At 38.9% G+C, this 16,192-nt stretch carries 11 protein-coding genes; 6 read left to right on the top strand and 5 right to left on the bottom strand.

What is annotated here, in order from left to right; all coding sequences use genetic code 11:
• The first annotated feature begins 23 nt into the window (after positions 1-23).
• The 3 genes from ssuD (at position 24) to ACTYA4_RS02980 (ending at position 2,569) form a co-directional block, all read left to right on the top strand.
• A complete protein-coding gene (gene ssuD, locus ACTYA4_RS02970) occupies positions 24-1,163 on the top strand; it encodes an FMNH2-dependent alkanesulfonate monooxygenase (protein WP_445505487.1) in 1,140 nt (379 codons plus the stop codon).
• A 266-nt stretch (positions 1,164-1,429) separates the two neighbouring features.
• Complete coding sequence (locus tag ACTYA4_RS02975; RefSeq protein ID WP_445505488.1) at positions 1,430-2,320, top strand: Brig3 family anti-phage DNA glycosylase; 891 nt, start codon at positions 1,430-1,432, stop codon at positions 2,318-2,320.
• Positions 2,321-2,395: 75 nt separating this feature from the next.
• Entirely contained in the window at positions 2,396-2,569 is a 174-nt protein-coding gene (locus ACTYA4_RS02980) for a hypothetical protein (RefSeq protein WP_443481996.1), read from the top strand.
• 219 nt (positions 2,570-2,788) lie between these two features.
• On the opposite strand, the gene ACTYA4_RS02985 is transcribed toward ACTYA4_RS02980, so the two are convergent.
• Both ACTYA4_RS02985 and ACTYA4_RS02990 read right to left on the bottom strand, forming a co-directional pair.
• Positions 2,789-2,923, bottom strand: coding sequence for a hypothetical protein (locus tag ACTYA4_RS02985; protein ID WP_443481995.1), 135 nt, complete (start codon positions 2,921-2,923; stop codon positions 2,789-2,791).
• 233 nt (positions 2,924-3,156) lie between these two features.
• Entirely contained in the window at positions 3,157-3,447 is a 291-nt protein-coding gene (locus ACTYA4_RS02990) for an aldo/keto reductase (RefSeq protein ID WP_445505489.1), read from the bottom strand.
• Between the two features lie 316 nt (positions 3,448-3,763).
• Here ACTYA4_RS02990 and ACTYA4_RS02995 point away from each other — a divergent pair, with 316 nt between their 5' ends.
• Both ACTYA4_RS02995 and ACTYA4_RS03000 read left to right on the top strand, forming a co-directional pair.
• Positions 3,764-5,602 (top strand): sensor histidine kinase, encoded by a 1,839-nt coding sequence (locus ACTYA4_RS02995; RefSeq protein WP_445505490.1) that lies wholly within the window; start codon positions 3,764-3,766, stop codon positions 5,600-5,602.
• Positions 5,599-6,867 carry an extracellular solute-binding protein gene (locus ACTYA4_RS03000; RefSeq protein ID WP_445505491.1) on the top strand — a complete coding sequence of 423 codons (1,269 nt, stop codon included), beginning with the start codon at positions 5,599-5,601 and terminating at the stop codon, positions 6,865-6,867. Before ACTYA4_RS02995 ends, ACTYA4_RS03000 begins: the two co-directional genes overlap by 4 nt.
• Positions 6,868-7,143: 276 nt before the next feature.
• Here the strand turns inward: ACTYA4_RS03000 and ACTYA4_RS03005 are convergent, their stop codons facing one another.
• Both ACTYA4_RS03005 and ACTYA4_RS03010 read right to left on the bottom strand, forming a co-directional pair.
• A complete protein-coding gene (locus tag ACTYA4_RS03005; protein ID WP_445505515.1) occupies positions 7,144-9,681 on the bottom strand; it encodes a glycoside hydrolase family 31 protein in 2,538 nt (845 codons plus the stop codon).
• Positions 9,682-9,838: 157 nt separating this feature from the next.
• Positions 9,839-12,430, bottom strand: coding sequence for a glycoside hydrolase family 31 protein (locus ACTYA4_RS03010; RefSeq protein WP_445505492.1), 2,592 nt, complete (start codon positions 12,428-12,430; stop codon positions 9,839-9,841).
• Between the two features lie 631 nt (positions 12,431-13,061).
• On the opposite strand from ACTYA4_RS03010, the gene ACTYA4_RS03015 reads away from it, so the two are divergent.
• Positions 13,062-14,636, top strand: a complete 1,575-nt coding sequence (locus tag ACTYA4_RS03015; protein WP_443481990.1) for a response regulator transcription factor — start codon at positions 13,062-13,064, stop codon at positions 14,634-14,636.
• A 306-nt stretch (positions 14,637-14,942) separates the two neighbouring features.
• Here the strand turns inward: ACTYA4_RS03015 and ACTYA4_RS03020 are convergent, their stop codons facing one another.
• Positions 14,943-16,178, bottom strand: coding sequence for a mannitol-1-phosphate 5-dehydrogenase (locus ACTYA4_RS03020; RefSeq protein WP_443481989.1), 1,236 nt, complete (start codon positions 16,176-16,178; stop codon positions 14,943-14,945).
• Between the last annotated feature and the right edge of the window lie 14 nt (positions 16,179-16,192).

Consider the following 16,192-nt stretch of genomic DNA (forward strand, 5'->3'; position numbering starts at 1 on the left):
TTAAAAGGATGGGAGAGATGAAAATGGAAATACTTTGGTTTATACCTACTCACGGGGACGGTCATTATTTAGGTACACCTACAGGAGGAAGATCTTTTAAATATCCTTATTTAAAACAAATCGCGCAGGCAGCAGATCAATTAGGCTATACAGGGGTGTTATTGCCGACAGGACGATCCTGCCAAGATCCATGGATTACTGCTTCTGCATTAGCAGCTGAAACAAGATATCTTAAATTTTTAGTAGCGGTGCGGCCAGGATTAATGCAGCCACCAGTTGCGGCAAGAATGGCTTCTGCTTTAGATCATATTTCAGAAGGAAGATTACTGATTAATGTTGTAGCTGGTGGGGATCCTGTTGAACTAGCTGGTGATGGTGTTTTCTTATCGCATGATGAACGCTATCAACAAACAGATGAGTTTATGAAAGTATGGAAATCTCTTTTAGAAGGAGACGATGTAAATTTTGATGGAGAGCATATTAGAGTAGAAAATAGTAGCTTGTTATTTCCTGCGTATCAATCTCCACGGCCGCCAATTTATTTTGGAGGATCATCAGAAGCAGGACAGGAAGTGGCGGCTGAACATACAGATGTTTACTTGACTTGGGGGGAGCCGCTTGAACAAGTGAAAGAAAAAATTGCATCAGTAAAAGCGAAAGCGGAGAAAAAAGGCAGAACGGTCCGCTTTGGCATCCGTCTTCACGTGATTGTCAGAGAAACAGAAGCGGAAGCATGGGAAGCTGCAGAACGATTAATTAAGTATGTAGATGACGATGTGATAGCAAAAGCCCAAACAACACTTAGCCGTCAAGATTCAACAGGACAAAGAAGAATGTTTGAACTGCATAAAGGCGACCGCAGTAAATTAGAAATCAGCCCTAACTTGTGGGCTGGGGTAGGATTGACACGCGGTGGTGCGGGAACAGCATTGGTCGGCAGCCCTGAATCTGTGGCAGCGCGAATTAAAGAATACCAAGAAATAGGGATTGAGTCGTTTATCTTCTCCGGATATCCGCATTTGGAAGAAGCGTATCATTTTGCTGAATTGGTTTTTCCATTGCTAAATTTTAAAAGAAATAGGGGAAGTAATGATTCGTTGGCTTTCTTGCAGGGAGAAACAGTGGGTAATGATTATTTTCCACAACGAGAAAAAGTAAAATGAAAGAGGGGGTGCTCAGAAATGGGCGCCCTTTTATGATGTAAAGAAGGGAGACTGGATAGCAGCCATTCGGGGCATCTACAGAAAGAAAGGTTGTCGTTTTGCAAAAAGAGGTGCGACGGCGGAAAAAAGCAGAGAAACGCGGAAAAACTGGAAGTATCGCGGAAAAAGAAGAATATAAACAAATGCACGAAAAAATATTTTTAAGGGACATAATAATAGGAAGGAATTGCTCGTAGTAAAAGCGAAATATAAATATTAAGAAAATAATGATAACTTTGCAAGTAGTTTGTAATAAAATTGAAAGGATGATTTTTATTGTTATTCAAGAGGCAAAACTAAACCATTTAATTAAAGCGTATTGGGACATGTATGAAACACACAAAGATTTTTCGTATGTAGTTAAACCTTCGATGCCAATTTTATATTTTGGCAACAGCAAAAAATATTTTGAATCCCCTATTCGTATCATAACAGTTGGTCTGAGTCCTTCAAAGAGGGATTTTCCTAAAACAGACCCTTTCCAAAGATTTCAATCGATGAAACAAGACCATTATTACCATTTTGATCAACAATACATTGACGCGTTAGAGCATTATTTTGAAGAAAATCCATATAAAGATTGGTACAATTCTTCCTTTGAATATTTATTGAATGGATTGGATGCTAGTTTTTATGCTGGTAAAGAAAATATGGCTCTCCATACAGATATTTGCTTACCGTTAGCAATTCATCCTACCTGGGATGATTTAAGCAAAAATGTACAAAAAGAACTGCAAACAAAAGGTGTTCAACTTTGGCATCAATTAGTCGATTATCTACAGCCTGATATTATCTTCATTTCAGTTGCTGGAGAACATCTTGGCAAAATCCAATTCGAATCAGTAAGTGATTGGGAAACTATCTATACATTACAAAAGGATAGGCCGTACTTAATTAATAGTAAAAAAGTCAAGTTAAGCAACAATAAACGAACAACCATTTATTTTGGTAGAGCGGCTGAATTGCCTTTTGGACTCGTTTCAAATGAAAATAAAAAAAATATTGGAAGACAGATTAAGGCGCTAATGGGAAAGTCTAAGGATAAATCGACCATCGTACCATTTTTGCCAGAACAGAATGATGGTGAAATTTTCAATTGGAATGAAGAGGCGCAGTAAAAAGGATAAAGGAAGAGGCAGTTATCTAATTGCTGTCTCTTTCTTTTTGAAATTGTAAAGTGGGAGGTGAAAGAAATGCAAGAGGAAAGACTAGATAGAATTGAGAATGTGTTGACGCAATTAGTTAAAATGGTAGGAAACACGAATCAAAAACTACATGTGATAGAAATGAAAATTGATAATAAACTAGAGGAGATGGAAAATAAGAATGAAGAACGTCATGGCCAAATCTTAGAAAAACTAACATAATAAAGATAGATCAGGACTTTATATGGGAAAAAGCAGTGCGTAATGAGAGAGAAATTGCTATTTTTAAAAACAAGTAAAGGAAGGAAAGGATCTTTGTTTACACCACATTCTTCATAACAATTCATTTAAATTCCTCTTTATATCACAAACAAAAAAATCCCATTACTCCCCTTCCTATACAAGCACTATCGTAAAAGAAGGGGAAAATACAACCTAAAGTTATTTATCGATCAAACTAATCCCAGCTTCATGGTACCTCTCACCAGCGGCTGCGCCAATTGGGGCTATTTCATCTAATTTATTTTTGATGTCCTCTGGCAAAAGAACATCCACTGCACTAATGTTTTCCTGCAAATATTGTATTCTTTTTGTTCCTGGAATTGGTAAATGTTGTCGCCTTTTGCTAATAGCCAAGCAAGAGCTAATAGGGTAGAGGATATGTTTAGCTGTTCTGCTAACTCTTCAATCAGCCTTACTAACTGTAGTTGTACTTAAGTTATCCCCTTGAAACCTTGGCGATTTTCTTCTAAAGTCGTTTGAATCAAGTTCATCAACAGAAACGATTTTACCTGTTAGAAATCCTCTGCCTAGTGAACTATAAGGTACCCCATTGTAATGCCTAGTGTCTGGCAAGTAGGTAATATTTCTGTCTCTACATCTCTCGTCCAAATCGAAAACTCAGATTGTAATGCGGCGATCGGATGAACTTTATGCGCTCGTTTTATCGTTTGGGAAGAAACTTCTGACAGTCCAATATGACGCACTTTTCCTTCTTCGACTAATCGTTTCATTGCGACCACTGTTTCTTCAATTGGGACTCTTGGATCTAAACGATGCAAATAGTACAAATCAATGTAATCGGTCTGCAGTCTTTTCAAACTAGCTTCACAAGCGCTTCTGACATACTCAGGACTTCCGTTGATTTCTAACACAGGATAAGTATACATACACTGCGGTATTAAGAAAAAATTGGCAACTAGTTAGTTTGATCCGCCATACTATAGTAAAGCTGTTTATTTCTGCTTATTTGGAAAAAGTTTCGAAAACTGTAAACCAGAAAAAGAGGGCGATATACTCAGTGAAAATACATATATAGTAGAAGGTTCTAGTTCATTTATCATCTTATTTAAGTACCTTTAAATTTTCCTGACATTTCATGTATACTTGGAGAAAACCAATAAAGGTGGACTCTCCATGATTCGAACGCTCAAGTTTTCCAACCGCTTTGTATTTAAGATAATACTAGTTTTTTTATTTGTTATCTTATTTCCTACCTTTATTTTAAGTTTTGCTTTTAATATAGAATCTACTTCCGTTGTGAAAAAAAACGTACGGGAAAATACCATTCAAATTGCAAAACAAACAGCAGAGTCTCTTTCTTTTATTTTTAAATCGGGAAGTGATACATCGGATCTAATCTTTAGCAGTACAGACATTCAGGCCTCGGTTATGAATATAAACAGAAACGAGGTGGAAGAGCAGGGCGAGACTTTTCAATATATGAACAGCATGTTAAACCAAGTTGTTTATTCGAATTCCTTTGTTGAAAATGTTTATGTATGGAAAGAAGGGGAAAATAACTGGGCAGGAAGCGTTTTTTCCCCATATATGTATAATTCGTCCATGTACAAGCTAATACGGATGCGTGCTTCTGATCAGGAGTGGATTGAAGAAGCTAAACAGAAGGATGGCGGTCTGGTTTGGCAAGAGCTGCAGTATGACCGCTTAATTGGAGGGGGAGCTAATACTGAACTGATTCTTCCTATTGGGAGGGTGCTGAAAAATTTTAAAGATAGAAACCGCATCGGATTTATTCAAGTAAATTTGAATGGCCGTTCTATCTTAAATGTACTTGATCAGTTGCAGCTGGGAAAGACGGGGAAATTTTTCGTTGTCGATTCAGAAGGGAAAATTATGATCCACCCTGATCTTAAATTAATTAACAAAAGAGTAGAAATCCCTAATTTGCGCAAACATATTATGGACAAAGATTTTGCCGAATTTGAATATACCTTGAATAAAACTCCTTATTATGGAATCAAGCAGCCGCTGAGCAACGGATGGATGATTGTAGGTACAGTGCCTGTTCATGAAATCACGGGAGAATTGGATCGGCTTCAGATTTTTCTCTTCATTTCCTCCGGTTTTCTTGCGCTGCTTTCCATAGCAGTTGGACTGCTAATGGTTGGCAGGATTACAAAGCCTATTAATCGGCTTGCCCTTGATATGCAGAAGGTCAAGAATGGTGATTTAACAGTAAGGACAAATGTGAGATCCAATGATGAAATAGGTCTCTTGAGCCAGCAGTTTAACAGTATGCTTGAAGAAATAGAACAGCTTATCTTTCAGGTGAAGGAAGAGCAGGGGGAGAAGCTTCAGGCAAAGCTGCGGGCTGCGATGCATCGTATTCATCCCCATTTTCTGCTGAATACCTTGAATATGCTATGGTGGTTTATTAAATCGAATGAGAATGATAGGGCGTCAATATGCTTGAAAGCATTGATCAGCCTCTTGGATTCCCATATGGGCAAAAGCGGCATTATGATAACGTTAGAGGAGGAATTGGACTTTTTAAAAAAATATATTGCCATTTTGGAGATGCGGTACGAAAAATCTTTTATTTTAGATATTAATGTAGATGCGGAAGCGAAGGAATTGGTAATTCCTCGAATGCTCCTTCAGCCATTGGTGGAAAATGCCATTTTTCATGGTATTGTTCCTAAGGAAACGGACGGCCGCATCATGATCCAAGTACGGACAAGAAAGAGAGGCTACACGGAATTTACCGTTTCGGACAATGGTCTCGGAATCTCTAAAGAAAAGATAAAGATATTATCCAATCAAGAGGACGCTATAGCGGAAGGGGAAATGGGCATCGGTCTGCTTCATGTCTACGATACGCTGCGGTTCTATTATGCTCGCTGCTCTAAGTGGATGATTACAAGCAGTCTTGGAGAAGGAACAACTGTCCGCATTATACTTGGAAAACCTTTGGCATCCGATAGCCAGGAAGGGAAGAGAAAGGCAGAATGATACTTAGATGGATAGTTATTATTATGCTGGTTGTTTTAGTCGCTGGATGCGAAAAATCCAAGATTATTACAAAGGAAAAGGTCCAACCATACAATAAAAATAATGTGCAAACGATCGAGTTTTGGCATACTTACAGTGATAAAGAAAGCCGAATTCTAGAACGACAGATGATCCCTTCTTTTGAACAGAAATTTCCTAGCATTAAAGTAGTTTCTGTAAGAAAGCCTTATAACAATGGGCTGAAAAATACATTGATTGCCCGTGCTTTCTCTAATCACGGACCAGATGTCGTGCGAATGAAAGTGGCCTGGGTTCCGGATTTTTACAAAAATAAGCTGCTTATGCCTTTGAATGACTTTCCAGATTTTCAAAAAGTCCTTCATGCTCTTAACAACAAGACATTGTCAGCAGGCTTCAATGAGAATAAATATTATTCCCTTCCAATGGATTTATATATACAGGTGGCTATTTTTAATCGGGAGCTTTTAGAGAAAGCCGGATATTCACAGCCTCCCCATACTATGGAGGAAATACTAGAACTTGCAGGAAAAGAGCGATACCGCATTGGACTAGGAGGGCTCAACATTTGGAGGACTCTTCCATATATATATGGTCTTGGAGGTTCACTGACTGATACTGAATTTAGAACGGCAACCGGCTATTTAAATGGAGAAGCAACAGTACGTGCTGTGGAAAAGCTGTTGGGCCTTTATAAAGAAGGGCTGATTGATCGTATGGTAGGAGAAGAGGGAGGAGACAACTGGGAGGGGGTTAAAAGCGGAAATGTGCTAATAACCGGTGAAGGTCCTTGGTTTTATAATATTTGGACAGAGAAAGAATTATATAGATCGTTGAATAGTACGATAGCCATCCCTTTCCCACATGACAATGGGCCGTCTTCCCTTCTAGATGGAGAAAATCTGGTTATTATGAAGGGCAGCGAGGAAAAAGAAGCAGCTTGGACATTTTTAAGATGGATGACAAGCAAGGAAGCTCAGTTAATGATGTCAAGAGCAGGAATTTTTCCGACTAATTTAGAAGCAGCAGATTCAATGAATGTAAATCGGGATTCCTACACACTTTCCTACCAAGAAGCTCTAGAGTACTCTTTCCAAAGACCATCGGTGGAAAATTGGGATGAAATAGATAAAGTCTACACGCTTTATATGAATAAAATTTTTCAAGGCGAACTCTCTCCGAAAAAGGGACTGATGCAAGCGGCAGAAGAGATAGACCATCTATTATCTGCTTCTGGTTCTGATTGAAATAATGTTGGAGAGCTACGCCTTGTAGCTAGACATAAATATAGAAAAAACGACACCCTCATTGTTTGTTTTGTTTACCAATTGGGGGTGTCGTTTTTTTTATTAGTACTACATTCGTGTAGGAAAAAACATTTCTTCTTCAGCCAGGAAGATGTAGCTAACAGCTTGCTCTTAAAAGACTGCCGTTTCGGAGATTTCTGAACCCGTCCGGTCCTGCTTCAAATTCCTTAGTTCCTACTTATTTTTTCATCTTTTCTAGTACTTCATCTTGTTGACTTAACGGATTTTTACTTCTTTCTTTTCATCAGATGGGATGCTGACATAGAGTATTTCTGTATTTGTATCATAGAAGAAGACATTCGTTTTTCCTTTTGTTTCTTCGAGTGTTCCAACTTCTTGATATTTATGCTTGCCAGCTTGAATTCTAGATGGCTTTTCTGTTTTATTTAATTTCAGCGTATACTGCTCTAATTTTGAATCTTTATAGTTGTTAACCTCTTGTTTTTGTTTGAATCTAATAGAGTTGGGTTTATGTTCTACAACAAAGGTTGTTTGATTATATTCCCCTCTTGTGTAATCCTCTGTATTTGCATCGTCTTCATAGAAGGTCTGTGCTGCCTCTTTGTCAAGGTGCGTATCGAGAATCAAGTTCGTTAATGGCTTTTCTCCTGTGTGCTGCTGAACGTCGCGTCTAGGAATGATGGAGTCTTGCTTTACATAGATTGGAAGAGTGGCGAGATCGGCTTTCTTGTGGATCGTTTGTCCGCCTTCAAACTCTTCGCCAGTCCAATAATCTATCCATTTTGCACCAGATGGCAAGTACACAGAACGGGATGTTTCACCTTGTTTTACTACAGGTGCAATCATCAATGAATCGCCGAACAAGTATTGGTCATCAATGTTATACGTATTCGGGTCATGCTGGAATTTGTACACAAGCGGCTGCTGTACAGGCTGTCCGTTTTGATGGGTACGTTTAAATTGGTTATACAGGTAAGGAAGCAGTTCATAGCGCAGGGAAATGTACTTGCGGCTAATGTCTTCCACTTCTTTGCCAAATGCCCACGGTTCTTGCTCTTTATCCCAACTGTAATGGTCGCGGGAGAACGGTACAAAGGTGCCAACTTCTATCCATCGAGCAAAAAGTTCCGGTGACGGGATGTCCTGCGATGTTGGTTTTGCAAATCCGCCGATATCATTGCCGACAAACGCTGCACCGGATAATCCAAGATTCGAGTTCATCGGGATTGTCATGCGTAAATGATCCCAGTTGCTTGTATTGTCCCCAGTCCAGATTGCAGCATAGCGCTGGGTACCTGCATATGCGGCGCGTGTGAGCACAAAAGGGCGTATATTCGGTTTGTTTATTTTAAAAGCATTATACGTCGCTTCGTTTTCTAAGTGGCCGTAAATATTATGAATTTCTAAGTTTTTCCTCTCGGTGCCGTCATCTGCTTCGTAGAAGGTATCAAGCGGCATGGACCATCCTGGCCCGCCAAATACAGCCGGCTCGTTCATATCGTTCCAAATTCCAGAAACACCTTTGTCAAACAGAGCTTTATGCTTTTTCGCCCACCAATCTCGAACATTACTTTTCAGGAAATTGGGGAATACAGACTCGCCAGGCCAAACATAGCCAACATAGGGGCTGCCATTGGAATTTTTAACCCAGAAATTATTCTTGGTTCCTTCCTGATACGTATCAAAGCTTTCATCCACTTTAACACCTGGATCATTGATCGTTACATATTTAAAGCCTAGCTTATCCATATCTTCCTTCAGCTTATCGGGATTAGGATATTTTGGCCCCCAAGTAAAAACACGATAGTCATTCATATAATCGATGTCCGCGTACATGGCATCTGCAGGAATTTGCTTTTCTCGAAATGTTTTAGCAACCCTTGTCATGTCATCCTGCCAGTAGCCCCATTTACTTTGATGAAACCCGAGAGACCATTCTGGCGGCAGATTTATTTTACCTGTTAAATCAGTATATCTGTCTACAACATCTTTAATTTCCGGACCTTTAATAAAGTAATAGGTAAGTTTGCCGCCGTCGGCATAAAAGTAATAATAATCATCGCTTTCTTTTGCCATGTTGAAGTGGGATCGGTGCGTATTATCGAAAAAAATGCCGTATGCCTTCTCGTCCTTTAAACCGATAAAAAATGGTATGGTCGCATACACATATTTCGTGTCTTTCGTATACGAATATGCATCGGTGTTCCACATGCCGATATCATAGCCGCGCTTATTCAACCCGCCGGTTTGTTCGCCGAAACCATAGAAATTTTCAGCTTTGTCTGTTTTTTTGAACACATAGGGCTTCCCGTTTTCATAACCAGATCCTTTTACATCGTCTTCGTTGATTACGTTTCCTTTTTTATCTAAATATTTGATTGCGAAAGGGTTTTTCTTGATGTCGACTGTTAAGCTATCAGTGGTTAGGAGAATTCGATTATCCTCCTCCTTTATTTTGAGAGCAGGGGCAGGCCATTCTTTTTTGGCAATGCCAGGAGACGCAAATTCTTCGTCTCCTTTGTTTAAAAGAGATACCTTGGTCATATCCGAGGTAAGCAGTCGTATATAAGCTTCTTGATTGCCTAAGTCAAGCTTTACGCCATTTTCCAGCTTATCGACATTTTTTACCGTCATCGGCTGCTGCAGTTTATTTTTATCTAGAGGCGTATCAGGGGCGGGCTGCTGAACTTCTGCTGAGACTGGTTTTGCTAAATAGAACTGTGAAGCAGCACTTCCTGAAAACAGTACAGAAGCTGCCAAAAGTAATGGCGGCCATTTTTTTATTCGTTTCATCAAGTTTTCCCCTCCTATGTCATATTATCTTTTTAAAGTACATTTAAAAAATGGGTTGAAGACAAAAGTCTCCAACCTCTGATTCTACTGTTTTGGCAGAACTATCATACCGTTAGAATGTCTGCGATATTCATTTAGGTCAGGAACATCTGCATCTTTACTTTTGAATCTTCACCTTGTGCCTTTCATTGACAGGGATTTTAACATATAGTATGTTTTCTTTCGAATCAAAATAATAAGCTCTTTCCTGCTTGTTCAGTTCATCAACGCTGTCAGCTTTTTTATATTTTCTGCTGGCAGCTTTCACTTTCTTTGGTGCTGTGCTGTTATGAAGCTTCAATGTATACGATTGTATATCGGATCCGTAATTTTGAACTTTTTGATTTTGTTCGAATTCGATGTGGTTCCGTTTATTTTCAATATGGAAATCGGTTATATTGAATTCACCTCGAGTATAGTCCTCTGTCGTTGCATCGTCCTGATAGTAGCTGTAAGAAGCATCGCCCTTCAGATAGGTGTCGAGAATCAAGTTCGTCAGTTTTTTCTCGCCTGCATATTGCTGAACCTCGCGGCGCGGAATAATAGAGTTTTGCTTTATATACATTGGCAGTGTTCCAAGGTCGGCGTCTTTATGAATGGTTTGTCCACCTTCAAGCTCTTCACCAGTCCAGTAGTCCACCCATTTAGTGCCTGCTGGAAGGTACACGTCGCGGGATGTTTCTCCTTTATGGACAATTGGTGCAATCATCAGAGAATCGCCAAACATAAACTGGTCTTCATTGTTATAGGTGTTCGGGTCATTCTGAAATTGGAAAACAAGCGGCTGCTGAATTAGATTTCCTGTTTCATGAGCCTGTTTGAACGCATTTTGCAAGTAAGGCATCAGTTCATAGCGCAAGGAAATATATTTTCGGCTGATGTCTTCCACGTCTTTTCCAAATTGCCATGGTTCTTGTCTGTTTATATTTTGCTTAACAGAAGGGCTGTCACCATCATTATTGTAGTGGTCGCGAGAGAATGGCAGGAAGGCTCCAAGCTCCACCCAACGTGCAAATAATTCTGGTGTAACAATTTCACCTAACTCTTTATTTTTCGTAAAGCCGCCAATGTCGTTCCCAACAAACGGATGACCTGACAATCCTAGATTCGAATTCATTGGAATAGACATTCTCAAGTGTTCCCAAGTACTGTGGTTATCCCCAGTCCATGTTGCTGCATAGCGCTGTGTTCCTGTGTACCCAGCACGCGTTAATACAAAAGGACGGACATTTGGTTTAAGGTATTTGAATGAGTTGTATGATCCTTCCACTTCTAAATGAGCGTAAATATTGTGAATCTCTTCATGAGTATATTTAACGCCATTGTCGTCTTCATGGACAGCATCCAAAGGCAGTGTCCAATGATCTTTCGCAATGAAACTAACCGGTTCGTTTACATCGTTCCAGATGCCGTCTATGCCTGTATCAAAAAATGGCTTAAACTGCATTGACCACCAGTCACGTGTTTCTTTTTTCAGGAAATTCGGGTAGACGGAATCTGGTGGAGAAGATGGATTCCATGGCCAAAGTTTTCCGAGAAAATAACTGCCGTCTGGATTTTTTACCCAAAGATCTTTTTTTGTTCCTTCATCATAAACACTATATCCTGGCAAAGCTCTAATAGCCGGGTCGAAGATATTTACTTGATGAAAGCCCATCTCTTCCATTTGCTTGCCTAGGCCGGCAGGGTCTGGAACTTTTTTGCCCCATGTAAATGCTTTATAGTCGTCCATATATTCAATGTCAAAGAACAAGCCATCTGCTGGAATTTTCTTTTCGCGGTACTCTTTCGCTACTTCTTCCATATCATTTTGAGAATATGCCCAGCTTGATTGATGGAAGCCCAAAGACCATTCAGGAGGGAGAGAAATTTTCCCGGTCAAATCGGTATAGCGGTCCAAGACATCTTTTATTTGCGGTCCATTGAAGAAGTAATACGTTAATTTTCCGCCATCTGCGTAGAAGTAATAATAATCATCGCTTTCTTTTGCAAAATTGTAATAAGTACGATATGTATTATCAAACAAAATACCGTACGCCTTTTTGTCTTTTAAGCCGATAAAGAACGGAACGGATTGGTAAATGTATTTTGATTCATAAGGGTATGGATCCTGATGCCAGATTCCTTCTTCCTTGCCACGTTTGTTTAAGCCGTCAGTTTTCTCTCCTAAACCATAAAAGTTTTCATTTTTATTTGTTTTCTTAAACACATAAGGCTTCCCGTTTTCATATCCTACACCTTGATCTCCATCTTCATTGATGACGTTTCCGTCTTTATCCAAATACTTGATTCCAAAAGCGCTTTTTTTAATGTCTACTGTTAAGCTGTCAGTGGTAATGACGATTTTCTTGTCATCTTCTTTTATGTTGAATTTTGGGGCAGGCCAATCTGTTTTCGCAATCCCAACGGAGGTATATTCTTTGTCTCCTTTATTTAGGATGGATACCTTTGCCATGTCCGATGTAAGCAGCCGGATATATGCTTCTTGGTCGCCCAAATTAAGCTTTACTCCATTTTCTAATTTCTCTACACTTTGTACAGTCATCGGTTTTTGAAGATTGTTCTTGTCTAAAGGTCTATCAGGGGTCGGCTTAAATGCCTCTACAGGAAACTGCTCCGCAGATGCCGGTTTGGCAGATAAAAGTATGCTAGAAGCAATGCCAGAGAATAAAACAGTGGCTGTAATTGCTAGTGATAAGCTTTTCTTCATAAAGACTTCACTCCTGTTTCAAATAAGAATATGATGCAAACCATGGTAATTCGAATGTTTATTGATCCTCATACATTCATGCGCTTATACATTTTCTCCTTTCTTTTTCATTCGCCTTAAAACTAAGGCTACTTATAACACTAAATAGTAAACTCCTTTGAAACAATGGAGAGTAAGCACCAAAAAAAGATTTTAGAGCAGCGATTAATAAAGAAAGGGTTTTCTTTTCATTCGTTTTGGATAGAAAGAAGATGGCAGAAATAGTGGGTTTTATGGAGTTTATGAGTCTTGTGAAAATATTGAATAATTGCTTGAAAAAATTTATTTTTCTATCTTTTTCATGGGATAATATGTAATTTTTTAGTGCTTTTGTATATGGGAAAACACGGTGTTTCAGCTAAACACTTTCTGTAAATATCACTATATTAAGATCAATTCAGTAATATTGGGTGTTGCAACATAACATGAAGCTATTATAGTTATCTAATGAGTGAATGAGACAATGAATCTACAAATATATAAATGGATGATAATGTTTTGGTATAACTCAAAATAATTATGTAAACTTAATAAAGATATTGCTGGATAGAGTTTAGATTTTGAATCTTACAGATTTGGGGGAAATGTCATCATGTATCGAGTTGTTATTGTAGATGACGAGCCAATCAGCAGAAATGGAATTGAAGCCTTTATCGATTGGAAGAGGGAAGGTATGTTAGTAGAATCACTATGTGCAAACGGAGAGGAAGCTTTAAAAGTATTAAAGGCCAGTTCTGCCGATATTCTTATTACAGATATTAAAATGCCCATCATGAATGGGATTGAGCTGATGAAGCAAGCTTTGGAGCATTATCCGAATCTTAAAGTAGTTATGTTAAGCAGCTATAGTGATTTTGAATACGTAAAAGAGGGCCTCAAGCTTGGGGCTGTCGATTACTTGCTGAAGTCGGCTTTAGATCCTGTTGAACTTCTTGATGTTCTTCGCCGATGCATCTCTATTCTAGAGGAAGAACGTAGAAAGGAAATTGAATTTCATTATTATCAACAAGGTGCTGCCTACAAGGAACGGAAATATATGGAGCAAGCAATCAAAAGAATAATGGTTCAAGAACAATGCTCGTCCTCGTCAATGGATTGGGAGCCAAAATGGCTGAAACAAGACTATGTTTGCATGTATATTACGCTGGACAGAGCCGAGGTGCTAATGGAAAAGCATGGCTATCTGCACGTTCAATTATTATTGGAAGAGTTTCAGGAAATGTTTTATCAAAAAATGGATGATGGAGCTGCAGTGCTGTCAGGAGAAAGAAGCTTGTTTCTTTTATTTCCAAAAAGGTTACAAAATTGGAGGAGAAAGCTTTATCGGTTAAAGCGATCCGTTGAAACAGAACTAGGTATTACGATCTCGGCAGGTTATGCGATGGAGCAGGGGAGATATGGAATTTTAAAAGGGCTAGCCAACAGCCGCATGGCTTGTCAAAGAAGATTCTTTGAAGGAGTTGGAGGAATTTACGGATGGACAGAAAATCAGGCAGTAGCCTTTTCTTCAAAGATGGAAACAGAACATGCTGATTGGCAGTCTTTTTTTGAAATTATCCGCAATGGCGATCCTGTTTCCTCCGCAGTGGAATATGCAATTAATCATTGGAAAAACTTATGCAACAACCCAGAACAGATAAAAAAAGAGGCTTGTGATCTTCTAATCCAAATTAGTGAACTGCAGGCAGATGCAAAACCATTACCTCCAGACCAGTTTGATTTGTTAGAGAACGCCGAGACATTGGATGAAATAGCATCACTTTTTAAACGTATATTGGAGGAGATGGAGACATCCTTTATCCTAAGGAGTCCTGATAATGGAAACGGAGGACAGTTAATTACAAAGGCGCTGGCATATATGGACTCCCATTATACGGAGAACTTAACCTTGCAGAATGTAGCAGATAAAGTGCATGTCAGCAAAAACTATTTTAGTATTCTTTTTAAACAGCAGACAGGCTATAATTTTATCGATTATTTGATTGAGCTGCGGATACGGGAAGCAAAACGGTTGTTGACTGAGGAGGACGGCCGAATATATGATGTCGCTGAAAGCCTAGGATTCAATGGTGTGAACTATTTTAGCAGGCTTTTTAAAAAAATGACTGGTCTAACTCCCTTGGAATATAGAAAAAAATACAAAGAAACATGTTCTACTATTACGTAAAATTCTATTACTGAATGTTGGTAACTTTTCTTTAGAAGCTTAGAAGAAGTATAAGAAAAGTGTTTAGCAGTTGATTGAATTTAATTTTATAGAGTAACCACAAACTGACTTTATTACCGTGTACATCCAATTTGTAGTGTGCCAGGCATCTTCATCGACTAGGATGGATAAGATGTCTGATACTTCCTGAAGCATATAGACAAAAATGAAAAAGGAACCTGCTCTTTAGGGAAGAGAGCTAGTTCCTTTCTCAGCTTTTCTTTTATTGCGTATACGGTGCAAAAGGATGTTTGCAGGAAGCTCACTTTATGCTTCTTTTACAAGATGGTATTTTTCCTTAAATTCATAATATTTATTTTCGACTTTTCGATGAATAGGATGAGATTTTGGAATTCCTAAATATTTGCTGATAACTTGATTAATTCCGTTTTTTCGGATTGCTTGCTTTAATTTGACGGCTTCTGGGTCTTTGGAATAATCAAATAGAAGCGCAGCAGCCATTGCCTTCGTAAGATTAGATACGTCTTTACCTTGATCATATGTTTGCAAGGCTGGGCGAACTAGCCTGTCGCCAATTGAAAGCTTGCGAATCGGGGAGCGTCCAACACGAACGATTTTATCAGTCAAATTAGGGTTCGTGAAGCGTTTAAGGATTTTCTGTATATAATTCTCATGCTTTGTCTCATCAAGGTCATACTTCTCAATTAACATATCTCCCGTTTCCTGCATGACTTTTTTTATTTCGGTTTTTAAATTAGGATCAGCCATCACTTCTTGTATTGTAGAGTATCCTTTTAGATAACCATAATATGCAGCGCAGCAATGACCGGTATTGACAGTGAATAGTTTGCGTTCAATAAACGCTTCAAGGGAATCTACCAATTGGACATCTTTTATTTCTGGTAGTCCTCCAAGCATCGCAGAACGGTCAATTACCCATTCGAAATAAGGCTCTACTGTTACTTCAAGTGGATCTTCGTGGTGCTGTGCGGGAACGATTCGATCGACAGCCGCATCCGGAAATGCTACATAGCGATCTATTTTTTCATGCAATTCTTCTTCTATATGCTCATACACCCATTTTTTTAGCTTAGAGCTGCCACCGATTGCATTTTCACAGGCAATAATATGAAGGGGCTCCGTATTGTTATTTTGTAATCGTAGTTTAATTCCTAATGCGATTTTTTCTGCGATATTTGGTAAATTTGATACACCTACTGCAGTAGTAATCAGGTCGGTATCTGCAATGCGTTTTGCTACGGATTCTTTATTTTGCGAAGAGATGGCAGTGACATTTTGAACAATCATTTCATCGTTCGTTTGATTGGCGATATAGACGGAGTATTGTTTTCTTTGCTTGAGCAAGGAGATTTTCTTTTTGTTGCGTGTAACAAAGCAGACATCATAACCTGATTGTGTTAGAAGCAATCCGATAAAACCTCTCCCAATATTACCTGCTCCAAAATGGACGGCATGCGGTTTACGTGTGCGTGTGACCTCACTTATATTTGAATCACTACTTTTATTAAGTGACCTATTCATAAGTTCTCTCTCCT

It is taken from the genome of Niallia yueguangensis, from assembly GCF_052663115.1.

Coding starts and splice junctions, on each gene's coding strand:
- ssuD (WP_445505487.1), top strand. CDS start 24: ATGGAAATACTTTGGTTTATACCTACTCACGGGGACGGTCATTATTTA.
- ACTYA4_RS02975 (WP_445505488.1), top strand. CDS start 1,430: ATGATAACTTTGCAAGTAGTTTGTAATAAAATTGAAAGGATGATTTTT.
- ACTYA4_RS02980 (WP_443481996.1), top strand. CDS start 2,396: ATGCAAGAGGAAAGACTAGATAGAATTGAGAATGTGTTGACGCAATTA.
- ACTYA4_RS02995 (WP_445505490.1), top strand. CDS start 3,764: ATGATTCGAACGCTCAAGTTTTCCAACCGCTTTGTATTTAAGATAATA.
- ACTYA4_RS03000 (WP_445505491.1), top strand. CDS start 5,599: ATGATACTTAGATGGATAGTTATTATTATGCTGGTTGTTTTAGTCGCT.
- ACTYA4_RS03005 (WP_445505515.1), bottom strand. CDS start 9,681: ATGAAACGAATAAAAAAATGGCCGCCATTACTTTTGGCAGCTTCTGTA.
- ACTYA4_RS03010 (WP_445505492.1), bottom strand. CDS start 12,430: ATGAAGAAAAGCTTATCACTAGCAATTACAGCCACTGTTTTATTCTCT.
- ACTYA4_RS03015 (WP_443481990.1), top strand. CDS start 13,062: ATGTATCGAGTTGTTATTGTAGATGACGAGCCAATCAGCAGAAATGGA.
- ACTYA4_RS03020 (WP_443481989.1), bottom strand. CDS start 16,178: ATGAATAGGTCACTTAATAAAAGTAGTGATTCAAATATAAGTGAGGTC.